24 protein-coding genes are annotated in these 21046 nt (G+C 67.0%); 18 read left to right on the top strand and 6 right to left on the bottom strand.

The window, feature by feature from the left end; translation table 11 throughout:
• Window positions 1-8: 8 nt before the first annotated feature.
• Window positions 9-218, bottom strand: coding sequence for a zinc-finger domain-containing protein (locus BMW87_RS13025; protein WP_081270012.1), 210 nt, complete (start codon window positions 216-218; stop codon window positions 9-11).
• An 8-nt stretch (window positions 219-226) separates the two neighbouring features.
• Window positions 227-1180, bottom strand: a complete 954-nt coding sequence (locus BMW87_RS13020; RefSeq protein ID WP_093053364.1) for a branched-chain amino acid transaminase — start codon at window positions 1178-1180, stop codon at window positions 227-229.
• Between the two features lie 141 nt (window positions 1181-1321).
• On the opposite strand from BMW87_RS13020, the gene BMW87_RS13015 reads away from it, so the two are divergent.
• Window positions 1322-2323, top strand: a complete 1002-nt coding sequence (locus BMW87_RS13015; protein WP_093053361.1) for a recombination-associated protein RdgC — start codon at window positions 1322-1324, stop codon at window positions 2321-2323.
• A gap of 12 nt (window positions 2324-2335) precedes the next feature.
• Here BMW87_RS13015 and BMW87_RS13010 read toward each other — a convergent pair whose 3' ends face one another.
• Both BMW87_RS13010 and BMW87_RS13005 read right to left on the bottom strand, forming a co-directional pair.
• Window positions 2336-3547 (bottom strand): M20 aminoacylase family protein, encoded by a 1212-nt coding sequence (locus BMW87_RS13010; protein WP_093076721.1) that lies wholly within the window; start codon window positions 3545-3547, stop codon window positions 2336-2338.
• Between the two features lie 33 nt (window positions 3548-3580).
• Window positions 3581-4900 carry an MFS transporter gene (locus BMW87_RS13005; protein WP_093076719.1) on the bottom strand — a complete coding sequence of 440 codons (1320 nt, stop codon included), beginning with the start codon at window positions 4898-4900 and terminating at the stop codon, window positions 3581-3583.
• A 190-nt stretch (window positions 4901-5090) separates the two neighbouring features.
• Between BMW87_RS13005 and BMW87_RS13000 the strand changes: the two genes are divergently transcribed.
• Window positions 5091-6035 (top strand): LysR family transcriptional regulator, encoded by a 945-nt coding sequence (locus tag BMW87_RS13000; RefSeq protein ID WP_093076718.1) that lies wholly within the window; start codon window positions 5091-5093, stop codon window positions 6033-6035.
• Here BMW87_RS13000 and BMW87_RS12995 read toward each other — a convergent pair whose 3' ends face one another.
• Complete coding sequence (locus tag BMW87_RS12995; RefSeq protein ID WP_093076716.1) at window positions 6036-6473, bottom strand: glycerate kinase; 438 nt, start codon at window positions 6471-6473, stop codon at window positions 6036-6038.
• 82 nt (window positions 6474-6555) lie between these two features.
• Between BMW87_RS12995 and BMW87_RS12990 the strand changes: the two genes are divergently transcribed.
• Entirely contained in the window at window positions 6556-6879 is a 324-nt protein-coding gene (locus BMW87_RS12990; RefSeq protein ID WP_256216748.1) for a hypothetical protein, read from the top strand.
• A gap of 51 nt (window positions 6880-6930) precedes the next feature.
• Here the strand turns inward: BMW87_RS12990 and radA are convergent, their stop codons facing one another.
• On the bottom strand, window positions 6931-8322 hold the full coding sequence (radA, locus tag BMW87_RS12985) for a DNA repair protein RadA (RefSeq protein ID WP_093076715.1): 1392 nt from the start codon (window positions 8320-8322) through the stop codon (window positions 6931-6933).
• A gap of 99 nt (window positions 8323-8421) precedes the next feature.
• Between radA and hpaR the strand changes: the two genes are divergently transcribed.
• From hpaR to BMW87_RS12910, 15 genes are read left to right on the top strand one after another with little or no spacing between them, the layout of a single operon-like run.
• Window positions 8422-8859 (top strand): homoprotocatechuate degradation operon regulator HpaR, encoded by a 438-nt coding sequence (hpaR, locus tag BMW87_RS12980; RefSeq protein ID WP_093053341.1) that lies wholly within the window; start codon window positions 8422-8424, stop codon window positions 8857-8859.
• Window positions 8856-9482 carry a fumarylacetoacetate hydrolase family protein gene (locus tag BMW87_RS12975; protein WP_093076713.1) on the top strand — a complete coding sequence of 209 codons (627 nt, stop codon included), beginning with the start codon at window positions 8856-8858 and terminating at the stop codon, window positions 9480-9482. Before hpaR ends, BMW87_RS12975 begins: the two co-directional genes overlap by 4 nt.
• Window positions 9479-10252: a fumarylacetoacetate hydrolase family protein gene (locus BMW87_RS12970; protein ID WP_093053335.1), complete on the top strand. Its 774-nt coding sequence runs from the start codon at window positions 9479-9481 to the stop codon at window positions 10250-10252. Before BMW87_RS12975 ends, BMW87_RS12970 begins: the two co-directional genes overlap by 4 nt.
• Window positions 10249-11712 (top strand): 5-carboxymethyl-2-hydroxymuconate semialdehyde dehydrogenase, encoded by a 1464-nt coding sequence (hpaE, locus tag BMW87_RS12965; protein WP_093076712.1) that lies wholly within the window; start codon window positions 10249-10251, stop codon window positions 11710-11712. Before BMW87_RS12970 ends, hpaE begins: the two co-directional genes overlap by 4 nt.
• The gene (locus tag BMW87_RS12960; protein WP_093076710.1) at window positions 11709-12683 is read left to right on the top strand and encodes a tripartite tricarboxylate transporter substrate binding protein; all 975 of its coding nucleotides are present in this window, start codon (window positions 11709-11711) and stop codon (window positions 12681-12683) included. The genes hpaE and BMW87_RS12960 overlap by 4 nt, the downstream gene beginning before the upstream one ends.
• 3 nt (window positions 12684-12686) lie before the next feature.
• Window positions 12687-13022, top strand: coding sequence for an aromatic ring-opening dioxygenase subunit LigA (locus tag BMW87_RS12955; RefSeq protein ID WP_093053328.1), 336 nt, complete (start codon window positions 12687-12689; stop codon window positions 13020-13022).
• Window positions 13019-13846 (top strand): DODA-type extradiol aromatic ring-opening family dioxygenase, encoded by an 828-nt coding sequence (locus BMW87_RS12950; RefSeq protein WP_093076709.1) that lies wholly within the window; start codon window positions 13019-13021, stop codon window positions 13844-13846. The genes BMW87_RS12955 and BMW87_RS12950 overlap by 4 nt, the downstream gene beginning before the upstream one ends.
• A gap of 13 nt (window positions 13847-13859) precedes the next feature.
• The gene (locus tag BMW87_RS12945; RefSeq protein WP_093076707.1) at window positions 13860-14267 is read left to right on the top strand and encodes a 5-carboxymethyl-2-hydroxymuconate Delta-isomerase; all 408 of its coding nucleotides are present in this window, start codon (window positions 13860-13862) and stop codon (window positions 14265-14267) included.
• Between the two features lie 13 nt (window positions 14268-14280).
• Window positions 14281-15084 (top strand): 2-oxo-hept-4-ene-1,7-dioate hydratase, encoded by an 804-nt coding sequence (gene hpaH / locus BMW87_RS12940; RefSeq protein ID WP_093076706.1) that lies wholly within the window; start codon window positions 14281-14283, stop codon window positions 15082-15084.
• 15 nt (window positions 15085-15099) lie between these two features.
• Window positions 15100-15921, top strand: coding sequence for a 4-hydroxy-2-oxoheptanedioate aldolase (gene hpaI / locus BMW87_RS12935; protein WP_093076704.1), 822 nt, complete (start codon window positions 15100-15102; stop codon window positions 15919-15921).
• 25 nt (window positions 15922-15946) lie between these two features.
• Window positions 15947-16417, top strand: coding sequence for a nuclear transport factor 2 family protein (locus tag BMW87_RS12930; RefSeq protein WP_093076703.1), 471 nt, complete (start codon window positions 15947-15949; stop codon window positions 16415-16417).
• 37 nt (window positions 16418-16454) lie between these two features.
• The gene (gene ilvD, locus BMW87_RS12925) at window positions 16455-18200 is read left to right on the top strand and encodes a dihydroxy-acid dehydratase (RefSeq protein WP_093076701.1); all 1746 of its coding nucleotides are present in this window, start codon (window positions 16455-16457) and stop codon (window positions 18198-18200) included.
• A gap of 32 nt (window positions 18201-18232) precedes the next feature.
• The gene (locus BMW87_RS12920; RefSeq protein ID WP_093076700.1) at window positions 18233-19225 is read left to right on the top strand and encodes a Bug family tripartite tricarboxylate transporter substrate binding protein; all 993 of its coding nucleotides are present in this window, start codon (window positions 18233-18235) and stop codon (window positions 19223-19225) included.
• Window positions 19226-19244: 19 nt separating this feature from the next.
• Complete coding sequence (locus BMW87_RS12915; RefSeq protein ID WP_093076698.1) at window positions 19245-20036, top strand: class II aldolase/adducin family protein; 792 nt, start codon at window positions 19245-19247, stop codon at window positions 20034-20036.
• Window positions 20037-20056: 20 nt separating this feature from the next.
• Window positions 20057-21046 (top strand): 2-dehydropantoate 2-reductase, encoded by a 990-nt coding sequence (locus tag BMW87_RS12910; protein WP_093053304.1) that lies wholly within the window; start codon window positions 20057-20059, stop codon window positions 21044-21046.

Here is a 21046-nt window from a genome sequence, read left to right as displayed (position 1 = left end):
GGCTCGGCTCAGTGCCGCGCCGACACCGTCTCGCCGGCCTTCAGCCGGTACACCGTGCCGCAATACGGGCACTTGGCCTCGCCGGTGCGCGCCACGTCGAGGTACACCTTCGGGTGGCTGTTCCAGAGCTTCATGTCGGCCTTGGGGCTGGGGCAGAACACGCCGCCCTGATGGTTGAGCTCCTTGGCCAGGAGTTCGACGACTGCATTGGTGGACATGGGTTCTCTCAGACTTTCGTGAGCCAGTGGGCGTACTTGGGGTTCTTGCCGTTCACGATGTCGAAGAAGGCAGACTGGATTTTCTCGGTGATCGGGCCACGGGCGCCGCCGTCGCCGCGGTTGCCGATCTCGACACGGTCGAGTTCGCGGATGGGCGTTACTTCAGCAGCGGTGCCGGTGAAGAAGGCCTCGTCGGCGATGTAGACCTCGTCGCGCGTGATGCGCTTTTGCACCAGTTCCAGGCCCAGGTCCTTGCACACGTGCAGGATGGTGTTGCGCGTGATGCCGTTGAGCGCGCCGGCCGACAGGTCAGGCGTGTACACCACGCCGCCCTTGACCACGAAGATGTTCTCGCCCGCGCCTTCCGACACGAAGCCGCTCGCGTCGAGCAGCAGCGCCTCGTCGTAGCCGTCGTCCAGCGCTTCCATGTTGGCCAGGATCGAGTTGGTGTAGTTGCTCACCGTCTTGGCCTGCGTCATCGTGATGTTGACGTGGTGGCGGGTGTAGCTGGAGGTTTTCACGCGAATGCCGCGCTTCATGCCTTCTTCGCCCAGGTAGGCGCCCCAGGACCAGGCCGCGACCATGGCGTGGATCTTGTTGCCCTTGGGGCTCACGCCGAGCTTTTCGGAGCCGATCCAGATCAGCGGGCGCAGGTAGCAGCTTTCGAGCTTGTTCTCGCGCACCACCTGTTTCTGGGCCTCGTTGAGCTGTTCGGGCGTGAACGGGATCTTCATGCGCAGGATCTTGGCGCTGTTGAACAGGCGCTCGGTGTGCTCTGCCAGGCGGAAGATCGACGTGCCGCCGTCCGCCGTCTTGTAGGCGCGCACGCCCTCGAAGGCGCCGCAACCGTAGTGCAGCGTGTGGCTCAGCACGTGGATCTTGGCGTCGCGCCAGTCCACGAGTTCGCCGTCCATCCAGATCTTGCCGTCACGGTCGTCCAGCGAGGGGGGGATCGAGCTCATTTCCTGATTCCTTTGTTTGGGAAGCGGTGTGGGGGTGGGGTGCGACGGGGGAAGTCGCAAAAGCTTTCGATTTTACGGCCGGGGCCGGAACGGGGTGCCCGACAATGGCCGGTTGTGCAAACCAGTGGAAAAAGGGTTTCCGTGTCCGTATTCAAGAACGTCATCGTCTATCGCATCGAACCTGCCTGGTCCCAAACACTGGCCGAGGCGGAAGAAGGGCTCGGCAAGCAGCGCTTCGAGCCTTGCGGCCCCTCGCAGGAAAAGTCCGCCGGCTGGGTCGAGCCCCGCGGCGAAGCCAACGGCCCGTTGGTCGAATCCATCGACGGCCAGTGGCTGGTCGAATACATGATCGAGAGCAAGACCGTGCCCGGCTCCGTGGTGCGCCGCAAGCTCGACGAGCGCTGCGCGCAGATCGAAGCCACCACCGGCCGCAAGCCCGGCAAGAAGGAAAAGAAGGAGCTCAAGGAAGACATCACCCTGGAGCTGCTGCCCATGGCCTTCACGCGCAGTGCGCGCGTGGCGGTGTGGATCGACAAGGCCGAGAACCGCCTCGTGATCAACAGCGGCAACGCCGCACGCGCCGACGAAGTGGTCACCAGCCTCGTGAAGTCGCTCGACGGCTTTGCCGTGGCCCTCATCAACACGCAGATCGAGCCCGCAGCCGCCATGGCCAACTGGCTGCTGACGCAGGAGCCGCCGGCCGGCTTCACCATCGACCGCGAGTGCGAGCTCAAGGCCTCCGACGACTCCAAGGCCGTGGTGCGCTACGCCAAGCACCCGCTGGACATCGACGAGGTGAAGCAGCACATCACCGACGGCAAGCGCCCGACGCGGCTCGCGCTGACGTGGGACGACCGCGTGTCCTTCGAGCTGACGCACGGCATGCTGATCCGCAAGATCACCTTCCTCGAAGGCACGGGCGACGGCGCCGCAGGCGGCAAGAAGGAAGACAACTTCGACGCAGACGTGGCAATTGCCACGGGCGAACTGGGCCAGCTGGTGCCGGCGCTGCTGGATGCACTGGGTGGCGAGGCGGCGTTCTCGGCGGCATTGCCCGACGAAGCGCAGAAGCCCGCTGTGGCAGCCGCACCGACGACGACCGTGCCTGCCGATGCGCCCGAGGAAGAAGACGCGCCGTTCTAAGGCCGCTATGGCTCAGGCGACCAGGTAGGTCTGCGCCAGCCGCACCCAGCATGCGGCTCCAAGCGGCAGCACCTGGTCGTTGAAGTCATACCCGGGGTTGTGCACCATGCAGCCCCCGAACTCGCCCTCCCCGTTGCCGAGCAGCAGATAGCAGCCCGGCAACGCATCGAGCATCCACGCGAAGTCCTCGCTGCCCGCGAAGCCCCGGGGCACTTTCGTGATGACGTTCTCCTCGCCCACCAGCTCGGTGCAGACCTGCGCCATCAGCTGCGTCTCGGCCGCGGTGTTGACCACCGGCGGCACCAGCTGGCGGTAGTCGATCTCGGCCTCCACGCCGTGCGCCTGCGCGGTGAGGCTCACGATCTCGCGGATGCGCTGCTCGACCAGCGCGCGCGTCTCGGGCAGTGCCGCGCGCACGTTCAGGCCCAGCGACACCGACTGCGGAATCACGTTGTGCGTGGCGCCGCCGCGAATGAAGCCGACCGACACCACCGCCGTGTCGTCAGGCGCCACGTTGCGCGCCACCACGGTCTGCAGCGCCGTCACCACCGCCGCAGCTGCCGCGACGGGATCGCGCGCGCGGTGCGGCATGGCACCGTGTCCACCCACGCCCTTGATCGTGACGTCGGCCACGTCGGACGACAGCGTGACCGGGCCTTCGACCGCCAGCACGGTGCCCACCGGCACGCCCGGCGCGTTGTGCAGCGCGTACACCGCATCGCAGGGGAAGCGCTCGAACAGGCCGTCCGCGATCATCGCGCGCGCGCCGCAGAGGTTTTCTTCATCGGGCTGGAAGATCAGGTTCAGCGTGCCGTCGAAGTTACGCGCCGTCGCCAGCGCCTTGGCCGCGGCCAGCAGAATCGCCGTGTGGCCGTCGTGCCCGCAGGCATGCATGCGGCCCGGGTTTCGGCTCGCATACGGCAGGCCAGTGGCCTCGATGATGGGCAGCGCGTCCATGTCGGCGCGGATGCCGAGGCGGCGCGTGCCGCTGCCGAGCTTGAGCTGCGCTACGATGCCGGTCTTGCCGATGCCGGTGTGCACCTCGTAGCCCCAGCTGCGCAGCAGGTTGGCAACGAGTTCGCTGGTCGCGCTCACCTCGAAGCCGAGCTCCGGGTTGGCGTGGATCTGGCGGCGGATGTCGACGAAGGCCTTCGTGTCGACGTCGGCCTGGGGGAGCAGGCGCGACAGGAGCTTCGTGGTCTGGGGGCTGAGTTCGCGGGTCATGTGAAAGGGTTCGCTCTCGGTGAAGTTCTTCGATCAATCGGCCTTGCGTTCGCGCAGGCTCAGCAGCGCGCACAGGCTTAGCACGCCGCAGACCATCATGTAGAAGGCCGGCGACATCGGGTTGTCCGTCTTCGCGAGCAGCCAGGTGACGATGAACTGCGAGGAGCCGCCGAACACCGTCACGCCCACGCTGTAGATCACCGAGATGCCGCTGGCGCGCACGCCGGCCGGCAGCATCTCGAGCAGCATCAGGAACATCGGCGTGGTGCCGATGTTCACGCTCGCGGTCAGCAGCGCCGACAGCGCCAGCACCAGCGGCACGCTCGGGTAGTGGCTGATGATCCAGAACACCGGGTAGACGGCGACAACGCTGAACAGCAGCGAGCCGATCACCAGCGGCTTGCGGTTCGGCAGCCTGTCGGCCAATCGCCCCGCCACCAGCGACACCACGAACAGCGTGATGCCCGTGACGCAGCCCGACAGCAGCGACAGCGACGGCGGCATGTGCAGCACGCGGATCATGTAGGTGGGCATGAAGAACACCACGAGGTACATCGTCGCCGTGCCCGCCGTGGTGGCGAGGATGCCCTTGAGCACCAGGCCGCCGTGGTTACGCATCAGCCGCCCGATGGGGCTGGACTCGTGGCTTTCGGCAACGTGCGTTTCCTCCAGTTGCGAGCGGATGTACAGCCCCACCGGCGCGATCAGCAGGCCGAGCAGGAACGGCAGGCGCCAGCCCCAGCTTTCGAGCGACGCCTGCGGCAATGCGGCGTACAGCGCGGCGCCCGTGAGCGCGCCCAGCAGCGCAGACACGCCCTGGCTCGCGAGCTGCCAGCTCACGCGGAAGCCCCGGCCTTTGATGCCTCCAGCCTCCATCAGCATCGACGTGGCCGCGCCCACCTCGCCGCCCAGCGAGAAGCCCTGCAGCAGCCGGCCCGCGACGATCATCAGCGAGCCGAACACGCCGGCCGATGCATAGCTGGGCGCGAACGCGATGCACAGCGTGCCGAGCACCATGAGGCCGATGGTCAGCGTCATCGCGGCCTTGCGGCCCTTGCGGTCGGCGTAGTTGCCGATGATCACGCCGCCCAGCGGCCGCATCACGAAGCCGATGCCGAAGGTGGCCACGGCCAGCAGCAGCGAGCCATACGGGCTGTCGGAGGGGAAGAACAGCTTGCCGATCAGCAGCGCGAAGAAGCTGTAGACGGTGAAGTCGTACATCTCCAGCGCATTGCCCAGCGAGCAGGCGGCGATCAGGCGGAACTGGCTCTGCCTTCCCTTGCCTTGCACGGCAGTAGCGGTGGCTGGTGAAGGGCCCCGGATCGGGCTTGCGGGCAATGCGGCTTCGCTCATCTAATGTCACTCCACGAACAGGTTGCGGGGGCCGGATCGGCCTCTGGCGGCGGAGTATTCAGGCAAAGCGCTGCGGCAAAGAATCACATATTTTCATGCTGATAACCAAACGGCATCCCCGTCATAAACAGGCACCGGAAGCCATCGGGACAACCCTCAGGACGCCTTATTTCGGGAGATCGGCACCACGATGAAGCTGCAACAGTTGCGCGTTCTGCTGGCGGTGGCACAGCACGGCAGCATCCATGAGGCGTCGCGCAGCCTGCACACCACGCAGCCCGCGCTGTCGAAGACCATTTCGGAACTGGAGCGCGAACTCGGCGTGACGCTGATGTCGCGTTCCACGCGCGGCGTGAGCCTCACCCCCTACGGCGTGGCGCTGGTCAAGCGCGCGAGCCTTGTCGAGCAGGAACTGCGGCATGCGCTCGAAGACATCGAAGCGATCCGCGGGCACGACGAGGCGCAGCTCAACATCGGCTTCACCGCGGTGGCATCGAGCGGACCGCTGCCCGATGCGATGGCTTCGTTCCGCCAGCGCTTTCCCAACGTGGCGATGCGCGGCTTCGAGCTGCGGCCGCAGCAGATCTTCGAAGGCCTGCGCGAGGGCCGGCTCGACCTGGGACTGGTTTCCACCTGCAACGGGCCGGGCACCAGCGCCCTCCAGTGGGAGCCGCTTTTCTCAGTGGCGATGCATTTATCGGTGCGTGCCGGCCATCCGCTGCGGCGCGTGCGCAAGCTGCAGCCGCTGCTCGACGCCGACTGGTTGGTGCTCGACCCAGTCGACGACGCCGGCAGCCCGCTGGTGAGCACGATGCGCCTGCACGGCCTGGAGATGCCCAGGCGCATGGTGCACAGCGCCTCGAACCTGCTGGGCCTGCAGCTGGCCACGCAGACCGACCTGATCAGCATGTGGTCGGATTTCGTCTTCCACGGCGCGGGGCCGCTGCGGCTGCAGCCCGGCCTGCTGGAAAAGCTGTCGATCACCGATGCGCTGCCGGACTTCGACGTGTTCCTGGTCTACCGCTCGGCCGACCTCATGACGCACGTGTGCACCGAATTCGTGAAGGAGGCGCGCCACCATGCGAAAGCGAATCCGCCTTGGCGGCAGCCAAGGCGCAAGGCGGGCGCGAGCTGATCAGGCCGCGGGGGTCTGCGCGCTGTCGTCTTCGGGCGCCGTTTCGGGCCGCGTCATCGTCCAGCTCTGCAGCTTGCCGCCGTTGAACACGGTATCGACATACGAGCCGCCGCCATCGGTCCAGCGGTAGTGCTCGGGCTGCTCGTCCTTGGGCGAGCGCAGCTCGCCGAGGGCGCGCGTCATCGCGATCACGTGCATCAGCGTCACGCCCGGCTTGAGCTTGGCATTGAGCATCACGGCGCTGGCCACATAGCCCACCGGCCGTTCGGCCGCACGCTTGAGCACCTGCATCGCGCGGTTGAAGTGCAGCAGCAAGAACATCACGATCGCGCCGCCGGCCAGGGCAACACCGCCCCAACCGCCGCTGCGCCAGGCCAGCCCCAGGAGAAGGATGGCACCCACGGGCACCAGAAGTTTCTTGAAATCCATGGCGCGCATTGTCGCCGCCCCGGGGCGGGCGCCGAAGTAGCGGCCCTGACTACCCCTGGGCGCGCTGGACGGTACTCACCCCGAAAAGCGCATGGCACGCGAGCGCCACGCGGCACATTTCGCTTCACGGGCACAGCAAGCCCGGGCCACCGAAAAGCGTATGACCATCCCGCGTTCCGTCACCTTCGTTCGTCTCACCCTCGTCGGCACGGCGATCAGCAGCATGGACGGCCGCGAACAGTTTCAGGGAGAGGCAACCCGGGTCGCAGGCTCGCAAGGCACCGGCATGGCGAACGCCACCGGCAGCCGCAGCGGCGACCCGGGATGCCAGTACACGATGAACCCGGCCACGTTGGGCAGCGGCCAATGCGTACCCAGCAGCGGACCGGCGTTCACGACACACATCGGGGGATAGGGAGGGTAGCCCGGCGCGTCACAGGCGCGCCGGGCATTTTTTTCCCGACGGTCAATCGAGGCGGCGGACCACGTCCATCGCCTCTTCGATGCGTTCGACGGCGTGGATCGTCAAACCTTCGATCTCTTTCGTACCCTTGCGCGGCGCATTCGCCTTGGGCACCACGGCCACGCTGAAACCGAGCTTGGCCGCTTCACGCAAACGCTCCTGCCCGCGCGGCGCGGGCCGCACCTCGCCGGCCAGCCCCACTTCGCCGAAAGCGATGAAGCCCTTGGGCAGTGGCTTGCCGCGCAGGCTCGACGTAATGGCGAGCATCACGGCCAGGTCGGCCGCAGGTTCGCTGATGCGCACGCCGCCCACCGCATTGACGAACACGTCCTGGTCCATGCAGGCCACGCCCGCGTGGCGGTGCAACACGGCCAGCAGCATGGCGAGGCGGTCGCGGTCCAGGCCCACCGACAGGCGACGCGGGCTGGGCCCGCCGTTGTCGACCAGCGCCTGGATTTCCACCAGCATCGGCCGCGTGCCTTCGAGCGTGACAAGCACCACGCTGCCGGGCACCGGCTCGGGGTGCTGGCTCAGGAAGATCGCGCTCGGATTGGTCACGCCCTTCAGGCCGCGCTCGGTCATGGCGAACACGCCGATCTCGTTGACCGCACCGAAGCGGTTCTTGATGGCGCGCACGAGGCGAAAGCTCGAATGCGTGTCGCCCTCGAAGTACAGCACCGTGTCGACCATGTGCTCGAGAACACGCGGGCCGGCAAGCGCGCCCTCTTTAGTCACATGCCCCACCAGCACCACGGCCGTGCCGCTGGTCTTGGCAAAGCGCGTGAGGTGCGCCGCGCATTCGCGCACCTGCGCCACCGAGCCGGGGGCTGAGGTGAGTTGATCGGAATACACCGTCTGGATCGAGTCGATCACCGCGATGGCCGGGCGCGTGGCGTCGAGCGTGGCGATGATTTTCTCGAGCTGGATCTCGGCCAGCACCTGCACCTGCGAGTGATCGAGGCCAAGCCGCCTGGAGCGCAGCGCCACCTGCGAGCCGCTTTCCTCACCCGTGACGTACAGCGCGTTCTGCCCCGCGCGCTGCAACGCATCGACCGCCTGCAGCAGCAGCGTCGATTTGCCGATGCCCGGGTCGCCGCCGATCAGCGTGACGCCGCCCGAGACGATGCCGCCGCCCAGCACGCGATCGAGCTCGTCGATGCCGGTGGGGGTACGCGCGATGTCGGTCGCCTCGATTTCGGAAAGGGTCGCGAGCTCCGACGCGCCCGCGAGTGACGCGAACTGCGTGCCGAAACGGTTGTTGGCTGGCCCGTTGCCCGCGCCCGCGACCTGCTCGATGAGTGTGTTCCAGGCGCCGCAGCTCGGGCATTTGCCGAGCCACTTGGGGCTGGTGCCGCCGCATTCGCTGCAGACGAAAAGTGTTTTGTCCTTGGCCATGCGGCGAGTTTAGGTGTCCGCACAAACCCTGATACCCGGCGCCTTGGAAAGAAACGGCCAATCATTTAACATGTTAAGTAATTTCGGAAGAGACAAGCCTTGAGCACGACATTCACGCACCGCAATTTGCCGCGCCTGCTGCTGCAGGCCCGCGAAGCCGTGATGGCCCACACCCGGCCCAGCCTGCGCGAGCACGCGCTGTCCGACCAGCAATGGCGCGTGCTGCGCGTGCTGGGCGAGCACGGCGCAGTCGACACCGGCCGGGTCGCGCGCGAAGCCTTCATCCTCGGCCCCAGCCTCACCGGCGTGCTCGCGCGCATGGAACGCGACAACCTCATCACCCGCGCCCGCGATCCAGCCGACCAGCGCCGCACCGTGGTCGAGGCCACGCCGCACGGCATGAAGCTCGTGAAGCGGCTGTCGACCAGCATCGAGTCGCACTACGAGTGGATGGAGAAGTCGCTCGGCAAGGCCAAGCTCACGCAGCTCTACGGGCTGCTCGACGAACTGATCGCACTGGAGCAACCCTCGCCATGAGCCATTTCCTGCCCACAGGCACGGTGTACGGCACCTTGCTGAACTTCCGCGCCGAAGTGGACGCGCTCGCACCGCAGATGACGCAGGCGCCCTACAAGGCGCCGCCGAAAGCACCCGTGCTCTACGTGAAGACGGCCAACACCTGGAGCCCGCACGGCAGCGACATCGCCGTGCCGGCTGCGGTGCCCGAAGTGGAAATCGGCGCAAGCATCGGCATGGTGATCGGCGCCGAGGGCGACGTCGAAGGCTTCGTGCTGATGAACGACCTGTCGATACCGCATGCGAGCTTCTTCCGCCCACCGGTGAAGTTCAAGTGCGTCGACGGCTTCCTGGGCATCGGCCCCGTGCTGCGCGACGCACAGGAGGTCGCCGACCCGGCGAGCTTCCGCGTCGAGGTGCGCATCAACGGCGACTTGAAGCAGTCCATCGACTTCTCGCAGCTCGTGCGGCCGGCGCAGCAGTTGCTCGCCGACGTCGGCGACTTCATGACGCTCGCTCACGGCGACGTGCTGATGCTCGGCTGCGGTCCCGGCCGCCCGCTGGCCCGCGCCGGCGATCGCATCGACATCTCCGCGCCGGGGTTCGAGACATTGAGCAACACGCTGGTGAAGGAAGCCGCATGAAGCACGCACGCGTCATCTTCGAAGGCCGCGAGCACACCGGCACGAGCCACGAATTCAACGGCCAGCAAGACGCTGCCGTGCGCCTGGACGACGGCCGCATCGTGCCGCAGGACCAGCTCACCTGGCTGCCCCCGCTCGCGCCAACTGCACGCCCCCGCACCATCCTCGCGCTCGGTCTCAACTACGCCGACCACGCGAAGGAACTCGAATTCAAGGCCCCCGAAGAACCGCTGGTGTTCGTCAAGGGCCAGAGCACGCTCATCGGCCACCGCCAGCACACGCACCGCCCGGCCGACGTGAAGTTCATGCACTACGAATGCGAGCTCGCCATCGTCGTCGGCAAGACCGCGAAGAACGTGAAGCGCGACGATGCCTACGACTTCATCGGCGGCTACACGGTGGCCAACGACTATGCCATCCGCGACTACCTCGAGAACTGGTATCGCCCCAACCTGCGCGTGAAGAATCGCGACACCTGCACGCCACTGGGCCCGTGGTTCGTCGACGCCGCCGACGTGCCCGACCCCATGGCGCTCGCGCTGCGCACCACCGTCAACGGCACCGTCACGCAGCAAGGCAGCACGCGCGACATGATCTTCGACGCGCCCTTCCTCATCGAGTACTTCAGCCGCTTCATGACGCTGTCGCCGGGCGACCTGATCCTCACCGGCACACCTGACGGCGTGGTCGATTGCCAGCCGGGCGACGTCGTCGTCACCGAGATCGAGCGCATCGGCGCGCTTCAGAACACCATTCAAGGAAAAGCATGAGAGTCGATCACCTGATCGCCGGCAAGAGCGTGGCCGGCACGGACTACTTCGAAACCGTCAACCCCGCCACGCAGGAAGTGCTGGCCGAGGTCGCCTCGGGCGGCGAGGCCGAAGTGAACGCGGCCGTGGCTGCCGCGAAGGAAGCCTTCCCGAAGTGGGCCGGCATGCCCACGCCCGAGCGCGCGAAGCTGATCCGCAAGCTCGGCGACCTGATCGCCAAGCACGTGCCCGAGATCGCGCAGACCGAAACCAGCGACTGCGGCCAGGTGATCGCGCAGACCGGCAAGCAGCTCATTCCACGCGCGGCCGACAACTTCTACTACTTCGCCGAGATGTGCACGCGCGTGGACGGCCACACCTACCCCACGCCCACGCACCTGAACTACACGCTGTTCCATCCGGTGGGCGTGTGCGCGCTCATCAGCCCGTGGAACGTGCCCTTCATGACGGCCACGTGGAAGGTCGCGCCCTGCCTGGCCTTCGGCAACACGGCCGTGCTGAAGATGAGCGAACTCTCCCCGCTGACGGCCGCGCGCCTGGGCGAGCTGGCGCTCGAAGCCGGCATTCCGCCCGGCGTGCTGAACCTCGTGCACGGCTATGGCAAGGAAGCGGGCGAACCGCTGGTGGCGCACCCCGACGTGCGCGCCATTTCGTTCACAGGCTCCACCGCCACGGGCAACCGCATCGTGAAGAGCGCGGGCCTGAAGAAGTTCAGCATGGAGCTGGGCGGCAAGAGCCCCTTCGTGATCTTCGAGGACGCCGACCTCGACCGCGCGCTCGACGCGGCCGTGTTCATGATCTTCAGCAACAACGGCGAACGCTGCACGGCCGGTTCGCGCATCCTGGTGCAGCAGTCGATCTACGCCGACTTCGCGGCGAAGTTCGCCGAGCGCGCCAAGCGCATCACCGTGGGCGACCCGCTCGACGAGAAGACCATCGTCGGCCCGATGATCTCGCAGGCCCACCTGGCCAAGGTGCGCAGCTACATCGAGCTGGGCCCGAAGGAAGGCGCAACGCTGCTGTGCGGCGGCCTCGAAGCGCCGAGCAACCTGCCCGATCGCGTGAAGAAGGGCAACTACGTGGTGCCCACCGTATTCGCCGACGTCGACAACCGCATGAAGATCGCGCAGGACGAAATCTTCGGCCCGGTGGCCTGCCTGATTCCGTTCAAGGACGAGGCAGATGCGATCCGCCTGGCCAACGACATCCAGTACGGCCTGAGCAGCTACGTGTGGACCGAGAACATCGGCAAGGCGCACCGCGTGGCCGCCGCCGTGGAAGCCGGCATGTGCTTCGTCAACAGCCAGAACGTGCGAGACCTGCGCCAGCCCTTTGGCGGCACCAAGGCCTCGGGCACGGGACGTGAAGGCGGCACCTGGAGCTATGAAGTGTTCTGCGAGCCGAAGAACGTGGCGGTGTCGCTGGGCTCGCATCACATTCCGCACTGGGGCGTGGCGTGAGCACACGCCGCCGCACGCTGCTGCAAGGCGCGGCCGCATTCGCGGCCCTGCCCTTGCTGGCGCGTGCACAGGGCACATGGCCCAACAAGCCGATCCGCGTGATCGTGCCCTTCACGCCCGGCGGCACCACCGACTTCGTGGCGCGCCTCGTCGGCGTCGAGCTGTCGAAGACGCTGGGCCAACCCGTCATCGTCGACAACAAGCCCGGCGCAGGCACGGTGATCGGCGTCGATGCAGCGGCCAAGGCCGCGCCCGACGGCTACACCTTCGTCTGCGTGGCCAACAGCTTCACGGCCAACCAGACGCTGATCCGCAAGCTGCCCTACGACACGCAGAAAGACCTGCGCCCGGTCGCTCTCATGGGCATGTCGGAACACGTGCTCGCCACGCATCCGGCCAGCAGCCTGAAGACGCTCGCCGACCTGCGCAACCAGGCCAAGGCGAAACCCGGCACGCTGAGCTTCGCCTCCTTCGGCAACGGCACCTCGGCCCACCTGTCGGGCGAAATGCTCAAGCTGCAGATGGGCCTGGACATCGTGCACGTGCCCTACAAGGGCCAGGGCCCGGCGCTGACCGACCTGCTCGGCGGACAGGTGACGATGATGTTCGGCAACTGGCCCGAGTTCCGCAGCCACATCCAGAACGGCAAGCTCGTCGCGCTGGGCATGGCGACAGCGCAGCGCTCGCAGTACGCACCGGCCATACCCACACTGGCGGAACAGGGTGTGCCCATCGAGTCCAATTCGTGGAACGGCTTGCTGGCGCCCGCCGGCACGCCCGACGCCGTGGTGCAGCGCATGAACGCCGAAGTGAACCGCGCGCTGGCGGGGCCGGTGGTGACGGAGGCCTTCCACAAGGGAGGCATCGCGTCGCTGTCGGGCACGCCGGAACGCTTTGCGGCTTTCATACAGAGCGAGATTGCGAAGTACGGCGACGTGATCCGTAAGGCCAACATCCAGGTGGAGGGCTGAACGATGAGCCTCTATGCGATGCAGAAATTTTTGTTCGCGCTGAATCGCGAGCAGGAAGTGCAGCGGCGCTATGCCGAAGGTGGCGAGACGCGCGCTACGCTGCTGGGCGCCTATGACTTCACCGATGAAGAGCGCGAGGCCATCGACACCGGCGACATCGGCAAGCTCTATGTGCTCGGCTGCAATGGCCAGCTGCTGATGCACTTCGCACCGCTGCTCGGCATCCCGTGGGCCGACTACCTCGAAGCCATGCGCGAAGGCGTGCGCAAGTACGGCCCCGTGCGCGCCGGCATCTACGCCATGACAACCGGAACCGACGAGAAGGTGGCAGGCGTATGAGCCTCGTATTCGCAGGCGTGTGCAGCCACGCCCCCGGCATCACCGGCCGCGCGCATCTCGCCGACCCGGCGGTGAAGGACGAGTTCCACGCACAGTTCCACCGCTTCGGCGAAGCGATGCGCGCAACGAAACCCGACGCGGTGATCGTGATCGCCGCCGAGCACTTCGCGAACTTCTTCATGAACAACATGCCGGCCTATGCAATTGGCATGGCCGACAGCTACGAGGGCCCGATCGAAGACCCGAAGTGGCTGGGCATCGAGAAGCACAGGATTCCCGGCGACGCGGCACTCTCGCAGCGCCTGATCCGCGAAGTGATGCAAACGGTGGACGTGGCCTACGCGGAAGAATGGAAGTTCGACCACGGCATCATGGTGCCGCTGAACTTCCTCACGCCGGAGTTCGACACCAAGGTCATCCCCGTGAACATCAACTGCCAGGGCCCGCCGCTCACGCCGCTGCATCGCGCCTGGGCTTTCGGCGAAGCGCTGCGCCGCGCCTGCGACAAGGCGCCCGAGCGCATCGCGCTGGTGGGAACGGGCGGCATCTCGCACTGGCCCGCCACGCCCGATTCGGGCAAGGTCAATGCCGCGTGGGACGCCGAGTTCATGAAGCGCTGGTGCGCCAACGACCGCGAGGGCCTGCTCTCGCAGGACGACTACGGCGACGAGGCCACCTACCGCGAAGCGGGCCAGGGCGGCTTCGAGATCCGCACCTTCATCAGCGTGGCCGCGGCCGCGCGCGGCAAGGGCGAGATTCTTCACATGAAGGCCATCCCGATCTTCGCCGTGACGTGCACTGCCGCAACGATGTCGGTGGAATGAACGGAGAGCACCCATGCCCCATCTCGTGATCCTCTACACGCCCAACATCGAGGCCGAGACCGACATGTCGGCGCTGTGCCGCACGCTGGCCGACACCATGCTGAAGCAGCGCGACGAGGCCGACAAGCCGGTGTTCCCCATCGGCGGCACGCGCGTGCTGGCCTACCCTGCCGCGCACTACGCGGTGGCCGACGGCAAGGCCGACTACGCCTTTGTCTACCTCAACATCCGCATGGCCGCGGGGCGCTCGGAGGCGGTGAAGAAGAAAGCCGGCGACGAACTGTTGGCCGACGTGCGCGCGCATTTCACGCCGATCTTCGAGAAGCGCCACATCGGCATCACGCTGCAGATCGACGAAAGCCCGGGGCAGGTGTACGACGGCAAGCACAGCAACCTGCATCCCCTGTTCAACAAGACCTGAACGAAGCCAGCCCATGCTCTCCCAAGCCACCATCGCCCAACTGGCCGCCGAGCTGCACGAAAGCGAAAAGTCGCGCGTGCAGGTCGAGCACTTCTCCAAGCGCTTTCCAGAGATGACCATCGAGGACGGCTACGCCATCTCGCGCGAATGGGTGAAGAAAAAGATCGCCGAAGGGCGCGTCGCGCGCGGCCACAAGATCGGCCTCACCTCGCGCGCCATGCAGCAGTCCAGCCAGATCGACGAGCCCGACTACGGCACGCTGCTCGACGACATGTTCTTCGAGCAGGGCGGCGACATCCCGTTCAAGCGCTTCATCGCGCCGCGCATCGAGGTGGAGCTGGCCTTCATCCTCGGCAAGAAGCTGCAGGGGCCGAACGTGACCATCTTCGACGTGCTGGCCGCCACCGACTACGTGGTGCCCGCCATCGAGATCATCGACGCGCGCATAGAGCAGTTCGACCGCCACACCAAGGCGCCGCGCAAGGTGTTCGACACCATCTCCGACAACGCGGCCAATGCCGGCATCGTGATGGGCGGCCGGCCGGTGAAGCCCGATGCGGTGGACCTGCGCTGGGTGAGCGCGCTGCTCTACAAGAACGGCGTGATCGAGGAATCGGGCGTGGCCGCGGCCGTGCTCAACCATCCGGCCACCGGCGTGGCGTGGCTCGCGAACAAGCTGGCGCCGTGGGAAGAATGCCTGGAGGCCGGCGAAGTGGTGCTGGCCGGCTCGTTCACGCGGCCCACCACTGCCGTACCGGGCGACACCTTCCACGCCGACTACGGCCCTCTCGGCGCCATCTCGTTCCGCCTTGTCTGAAAGAAGAAAGACACCATGCAAACACCCATCAATACCTTCAAGCAGGCCCTTCAAGCGGGCAAGCCCCAGATCGGCCTCTGGGTCGGACTGGCCGACGGCTACGTGGCCGAGATCCTCGCCGGCACCGGCTACGACTGGCTGCTGGTCGACGGCGAGCACGCGCCCAACGACGTGCGCTCGGTGCTCGCCCAACTGCAGGGCATCTCCAGCGCGTGGTCTGCGCAGGCCGAGTCGGGGCGCACGCACCCCATCGTGCGCATTCCGGTCGGCGACACCACGCTGATCAAGCAGTACCTCGACATCGGCGCGCAGACGCTGCTGGTGCCGATGGTCGACACGGCCGAGCAGGCCGCGCGGCTGGTGCAGGGCATGCGCTACCCGCCCGAAGGCATCCGCGGCATGGGCAGCGCGCTGGCACGTGCCTCGCGCTGGCAGGCCTACCCCAACTACCTGCACGAAGCCAACGCGCAGACCTGCCTGCTGGTGCAGGCCGAAACGGTGGAGGCGATGAAGAACCTCGACGCCATCGCGGCCACGCCGGGCGTGGACGGCGTGTTCATCGGGCCGGCCGACCTGTCGGCCTCGATGGGCTTCGTGGGCCAGCCCAACCACCCCGAGGTGCAGGCCGTGATCGCCGACGCCATCGCACGCATCCGCAAGGCCGGCAAGGCGCCGGGCATCCTGTCGACCACCGAAGAGCAGGCGCGCAAATGGCTCGCGGCCGGCGCGCTGTTCGTGGCGGTGGGCGTGGACACCATCGTGCTGGCGGCGGCGGCAAAGCAGCTGCTCGCAAAGTACAAGGCCGCACCGGGCGTGGCCTCGCCCAACGGCTACTGATTTCCTTCACACCGGAGCACCCTTGATGCAACGCATGACTTTGGCGGCCATGGCCGCGACAGCCACCTTTTTCCTCGCCGCCTGTGCACCCATGGGCGCCGGCAAGCAAGGCCCCACCGCCCAGCAGGAAGCCAACCGCCAGACCGTGCTCGCCTTCTATGAGAAGGGCCTGAACCAGAAGGATGCCGATGCGGCCCTGCAATACGTGGGCAACCGCTACGTGCAGCACAACCCCACGGCGGCCGACGGCCCCGAGGGCTTTCGCAAGTTCATCGGGTTCCTGCGCGAGAAGTTCCCGAACTCGAAGAGCGAGATCAAGCGCAGCTTCGTCGACGGCGACTACGTGATCCTGCATGTGAACGCAGTGCGCGAGCCCGGCACGCGCGGCAGCGCCATCGTCGACATCTTCAAGCTGGAGAACGGAAAGATCGTCGAGCACTGGGACGTGGTGCAGCCCGTGCCCGAGACCGCCGCGAACAAGAACGGCATGTTCTGACCCGTCCGTAATCCAGCCAGCAGCCAACGCCAGCCTGATGACCACGCCCACCGACCCCACCAAGCGCTTTCGCTCCGCCACCATTCGCGAGGGCACGATCCGCGCGACCACGCGCAGCTTTCTCCATGCGCTGGGCCAGGACGACGAGGACATCGCGCGCCCGCACATCGGCGTGTTCCATACGGGCGGCGAGATGAGCCCGTGCAACCTCAACCTGCGCGACCAGGCGCAGCATGCCAAGACCGGCATCTACGCCGGCGGCGGCACACCGCACGAATGCCCCGTGGTGTCGATCAGCGACGGGCTGACGATGGCGCATTCGGGCATGCGCTTCTCGCTGATCTCGCGCGAGCTGATCGCCGACAGCGTGGAAGCCTCCACGCGCGGCCACCAGTGGGACGGCATCTTCGCCATCGGCGCGTGTGACAAGAACCTGCCAGGGCTGATGATGGGCATGGTCCGCTGCAACGTGCCGAGCGTGTTCGTGCACGGCGGCTCGGCATTGCCGGGCCAGATGCCGGGGCCACATCCAGAAGTACGGGGCCGCGACCTGAACGTGGTCGACACCTACGAGACCATCGGCAAGGTGCTGGCCGGCACCGCCACACACGACGAACTCGACGCAATGAGCCGCGCCTGCCTGCCCACGGCCGGCGCATGCGCGGGGCAGTTCACGGCCAACACGATGGGCATGGTGTCGGAAGCGCTGGGCCTGGCGCCCATCGGCTCCAGCATGGTGCCGGCCGTGTTCAGCGAACGCGCGCCGCTGATGCGCCGCGCCGCAAAGATGCTGATGAAGGCGGTGATGGGTGACAACCCGCTGCCACGCGACATCGTCACTCGCAAGGCGCTGGAAAACGCCTGCGCCGTGGTGTCGGCCACTGGCGGCTCGACCAACGCGGCGCTGCATCTGCCGGCGATTGCGCACGAGGCGGGCATCAAGTTCCACCTCGACGACGTGGCCGAGGTTTTCGCGCGCACGCCGCTCATCGCCGACCTGCGTCCGGGCGGCCAGTACCTGGCGCGCGACGTGTTCTACATCGGCGGTGCGGGCGTCATCCTGCGCACGCTGCTGGAGCAGGGCTTCCTGCATGGCGACGCGCTCACCTTCACCGGCCGCACGATGGCCGAGGAACTGACCAGTGCCCTTGCACCCGACGGCCGCGTGGTGCGCGAGGCCGGCAACCCGATCACGCGCGACGGCGGGCTGGCGGTGCTCAAGGGCAACCTCTGCCCCGACGGCGCCCTGCTCAAGACGGCGGGGCTCAAGGGCCTGGTGTTTCGCGGCCCGGCGCGCGTCTTCAATTCCGAGGAAGAAGCGCAGACCGCTGTGCAGAACCGGCTGTACGAGGCCGGCGACGTGATCGTGATCCGCAACGAAGGCCCCAGGGGCAGCCCCGGCATGCGCGAGATGCTGGGCATCACCGCCCTGCTCTACGGCCAGGGCATGGGCGACAAGGTGGCGCTGCTGACCGACGGGCGCTTCTCGGGCGCGACGCGCGGTTTGTGCATCGGTTATGCCGGGCCTGAAGCAGCGGACGGAGGCCCGATTGCGGCGCTGCGCGACGGCGACGTGATCGCCATCGACGCGCGGGCTGACGCACGCTCGATCACGGTCGAACTCACGGCTGAAGAAATCACGGCGCGGCTCGCCGGACGTGAGGTAAACGTGGGGGTCGCCCGAGGTGGCTTGCTGGAAAAATACGCGCTCACCGTGCGCCCTGCCCACCAGGGCGCCGTGACCCACTCGGGCGCGGTCACCTGGCTGCGCGACGAGTCTTGATCCTCCATAACCAACGTCCGGAGAGAGACACCATGAGCTTCACGCGCCGCCAGATCCTGCAGACCACCAGCGCCTCGGCCTTGATGGCCAGCCTTGGCCAGAACGTTTTCGCGCAAGCGATGAACATCGAGACCGCAACCATCGTCACCGGCTTCGCGGCCGGCGGCACGTCGGACACCACCTGCCGGCGCCTGGCGACGAGGCTCAGCCCGGACTACGCGAAGACCGTGGTGGTCGAGAACCGCACCGGCGCGGGCGGCCAGATTGCCGTGAGCTACGTGAAGAGCCGCCCGGCCGACGGCAGCACCATCCTGCAGACGCCGACCTCGATCCTCACGATCTACCCGCACATCTACAAGAAGCTGCCGTACGACCCGATGGTCGACATCACGCCGGTGAGCCTGGCCTGCATCTTCGACTTCGGCTTTGCCGTGGGCCCGGCCGTGCCGGCCAGCGTGAAGAGCGTGCCCGAGTTCCTGGCCTGGGCCAAGGCCAACCCGGCCGGCGCCAACTTCGGCTCGCCGGCTGCCGGCTCCACGCCGCACTTCATCGGTGCGCTGCTGGGCCAGAAGGGCGGCGTCGAACTGAAGCACGCGGCGTATCGCGGCACGCAGCCGGCCATGCTCGACCTGCTGGGCAGCAACATCTCGGCGGTGTCGGGGCCCATCGGCGACATCACGCAGCATCTGCTGTCGGGCAAGGTGCGCATCCTGGGCGTGTCGGGCTCCAAGCGCAGCCGCTTCGCGCCCGACGTGCCGACCTTCGGCGAGCAGGGCATCAAGGACATGGCCCACAGCGAATGGTTCGCCTTCTTCCTGCCGGCCAAGGCCTCGCCCGAACTGGTGGCGAAGCTGAACACGGCCATGAAGAACGCGCTGGCGCAGAAGGACGTGATCGACGGCCTCGGCACCTTCGGACTGGAGGCGATGTCTTCCACGCCGGCCGAGCTGACCGAACTGCTCAAGAAAGACACCGCCAAGTGGGCGCTGATCGTCAAGGAAGTCGGCTTCACCGCGGAAGGTTGAAACACATGAAGGAACTGCCATGAACACACTCGCCACTCCAGCACCCTCGGCGCTGGTCCATCCCTCGATCCACCCCGACGAGCGCGCCGCGCGCGAAGAGCTCGCGGCCTGCTATCGCGTGTTCGCGATGCTGGGCTGGGTCGAGATGATCTACAACCACATCACGGTGCGGCTGCCCGACAGCGTGACGGGTGGCGAGAAGCAGTTCCTCATCAACCCCTTCGGCCTGCACTACAGCGAGGTCACGGCCAGCAATCTCGTAAAGATCGACTTGCAGGGCAAGGTGCTCGACGGCTCGACCTACCCGGTGAACCCGGCCGGCTTCACGGTGCACGCCGCCATTCACGACGGCTTGCCCGGCGCGCACTGCGTGATGCACACGCACACGACCGCCGGCGTGGCCGTGGCCTGCCTGCAGGGCGGGCTGCAGCAGACCAATTTCTATACCGCGCAACTGCACGGCATGGTGGCGTACCACGACTTCGAGGGCATCACGATCCATGCAGACGAAGGCCCGCGCCTGCTCAAGAGCATCGGCGACCGCAATGCGGTGATCCTGCGCAACCACGGCCTGCTGGCCTGGGGGCAGACGCTGCCGCAGACTTTTGCGATTTTGTGGACACTGCAGCGCGCCTGCGAAATCCAGATGGCGACCTTCTCGATGGGCCAGGCGATTCCGGTGAGCGAGGAGATCGCGCAGCGCTGCACGCGCGACGCGCTGCAGTTCAGCCCCGAGCACGGCGCCGGGCAGGATGTGTTCAATGCACTCGTCCGCCAGGTGGACCGCATCGACCCTACGTACCGCAACTGAACCTGAAGCGACGGACCCCCATGAAGATTTGTATTTACGGCGCCGGCGCGATCGGCGGATGGATCGGCGTCGGCCTCGCGCAGGCGGGCCAACGGCTGAACGTGGTGGCGCGCGGTGCCACGCTCGAGGCATTGCAGCGCGACGGCCTGTCGCTCATGCGCGGCAGCACGGGTGGAGAGGTGCGCACGCGCGTGCCCGTCAACGCCGTGGCCGACCCCGAGGCGCTCGGCGTGCAGGACCTGGTGGTCATCGCCGTGAAGGCACCGGCCCTGGCCGCCGTGGCCGAACGCATCGGGCCGCTGATCGGCGCCGACACCATCGTGCTGGTCGCGATGAACGGCGTGCCGTGGTGGTTCCTCGAAGGCGGCTTCGGCGGCGAGATCACGGGCCACAGGCTCGCGGCGGTGGACCCCGAAGGCGCCATTGCCCGCGCCATTCCGTCGCGCAACGTGATCGGCTGCGTGGTGCACGCGAGCTGCTCGCTCGACGGGCCGGGCGTGGTGCGGCATCACTTCGGCAACGGGCTGATCGTTGGCGAGCCTTCGGGCGAGGCCACGCCGCGCGTGCAGAAGCTGGTCGAGCTGCTGAAGAGCACCGGCATCGACACCACGCTGTCGCCGCAGATCCAGAAGGACGTGTGGTTCAAGCTGTGGGGCAACATGACGGTGAACCCGATCAGCGCGCTCACCGGCTGCACCACCGACCTGATCATGGGCGACGACTACGTGCGCGGCTTCATCTCGGCGGTGATGCTGGAGGCCAAGGAGATCGGGCGGCGCATCGGCATCGAGATCACGCAGAGCCCGGAAGACCGGCACGCCATCACCATGAAGCTCGGGGCGTTCAAGACCTCGATGCTGCAGGACGTGGAAGCCGGGCGTTCGGTGGAGCTCGATGCGCTTGTAACGGTGGTGCGCGAACTGGGCGAGCTGACGGCGGTGGCAACGCCGTTCACCGACGCGCTGCTGGGGCTGGCACGCCTGAGAACGCGGCAGCTCGGGCTTTACTGA

Origin of the sequence: Variovorax sp. OV084 (assembly GCF_900111625.1) — a bacterium.
Classification (GTDB): domain Bacteria; phylum Pseudomonadota; class Gammaproteobacteria; order Burkholderiales; family Burkholderiaceae_C; genus Variovorax.
Note: the sequence above shows the minus strand (reverse complement) of the source record. Positions and strands in the feature narration are given on the sequence as shown.

Excerpts from the sequence above, each read along its gene's own strand:
- BMW87_RS12930 (WP_093076703.1), top strand. The coding sequence starts at position 15,947 with ATGCAACGCATGACTTTGGCGGCCATGGCCGCGACAGCCACCTTTTTC.
- BMW87_RS12970 (WP_093053335.1), top strand. The coding sequence starts at position 9,479 with ATGAAGCACGCACGCGTCATCTTCGAAGGCCGCGAGCACACCGGCACG.
- hpaH (WP_093076706.1), top strand. The coding sequence starts at position 14,281 with ATGCTCTCCCAAGCCACCATCGCCCAACTGGCCGCCGAGCTGCACGAA.
- ilvD (WP_093076701.1), top strand. The coding sequence starts at position 16,455 with ATGACCACGCCCACCGACCCCACCAAGCGCTTTCGCTCCGCCACCATT.
- BMW87_RS12990 (WP_256216748.1), top strand. The coding sequence starts at position 6,556 with ATGGCACGCGAGCGCCACGCGGCACATTTCGCTTCACGGGCACAGCAA.
- BMW87_RS12995 (WP_093076716.1), bottom strand. The coding sequence starts at position 6,473 with ATGCGCGCCATGGATTTCAAGAAACTTCTGGTGCCCGTGGGTGCCATC.
- BMW87_RS12910 (WP_093053304.1), top strand. The coding sequence starts at position 20,057 with ATGAAGATTTGTATTTACGGCGCCGGCGCGATCGGCGGATGGATCGGC.
- hpaE (WP_093076712.1), top strand. The coding sequence starts at position 10,249 with ATGAGAGTCGATCACCTGATCGCCGGCAAGAGCGTGGCCGGCACGGAC.
- BMW87_RS12950 (WP_093076709.1), top strand. The coding sequence starts at position 13,019 with ATGAGCCTCGTATTCGCAGGCGTGTGCAGCCACGCCCCCGGCATCACC.
- BMW87_RS12920 (WP_093076700.1), top strand. The coding sequence starts at position 18,233 with ATGAGCTTCACGCGCCGCCAGATCCTGCAGACCACCAGCGCCTCGGCC.
- hpaI (WP_093076704.1), top strand. The coding sequence starts at position 15,100 with ATGCAAACACCCATCAATACCTTCAAGCAGGCCCTTCAAGCGGGCAAG.
- BMW87_RS13025 (WP_081270012.1), bottom strand. The coding sequence starts at position 218 with ATGTCCACCAATGCAGTCGTCGAACTCCTGGCCAAGGAGCTCAACCAT.
- radA (WP_093076715.1), bottom strand. The coding sequence starts at position 8,322 with ATGGCCAAGGACAAAACACTTTTCGTCTGCAGCGAATGCGGCGGCACC.
- BMW87_RS12945 (WP_093076707.1), top strand. The coding sequence starts at position 13,860 with ATGCCCCATCTCGTGATCCTCTACACGCCCAACATCGAGGCCGAGACC.
- BMW87_RS12955 (WP_093053328.1), top strand. The coding sequence starts at position 12,687 with ATGAGCCTCTATGCGATGCAGAAATTTTTGTTCGCGCTGAATCGCGAG.
- BMW87_RS13000 (WP_093076718.1), top strand. The coding sequence starts at position 5,091 with ATGAAGCTGCAACAGTTGCGCGTTCTGCTGGCGGTGGCACAGCACGGC.
- BMW87_RS13010 (WP_093076721.1), bottom strand. The coding sequence starts at position 3,547 with ATGACCCGCGAACTCAGCCCCCAGACCACGAAGCTCCTGTCGCGCCTG.
- BMW87_RS13020 (WP_093053364.1), bottom strand. The coding sequence starts at position 1,180 with ATGAGCTCGATCCCCCCCTCGCTGGACGACCGTGACGGCAAGATCTGG.
- BMW87_RS12975 (WP_093076713.1), top strand. The coding sequence starts at position 8,856 with ATGAGCCATTTCCTGCCCACAGGCACGGTGTACGGCACCTTGCTGAAC.
- BMW87_RS12915 (WP_093076698.1), top strand. The coding sequence starts at position 19,245 with ATGAACACACTCGCCACTCCAGCACCCTCGGCGCTGGTCCATCCCTCG.
- BMW87_RS13005 (WP_093076719.1), bottom strand. The coding sequence starts at position 4,900 with ATGAGCGAAGCCGCATTGCCCGCAAGCCCGATCCGGGGCCCTTCACCA.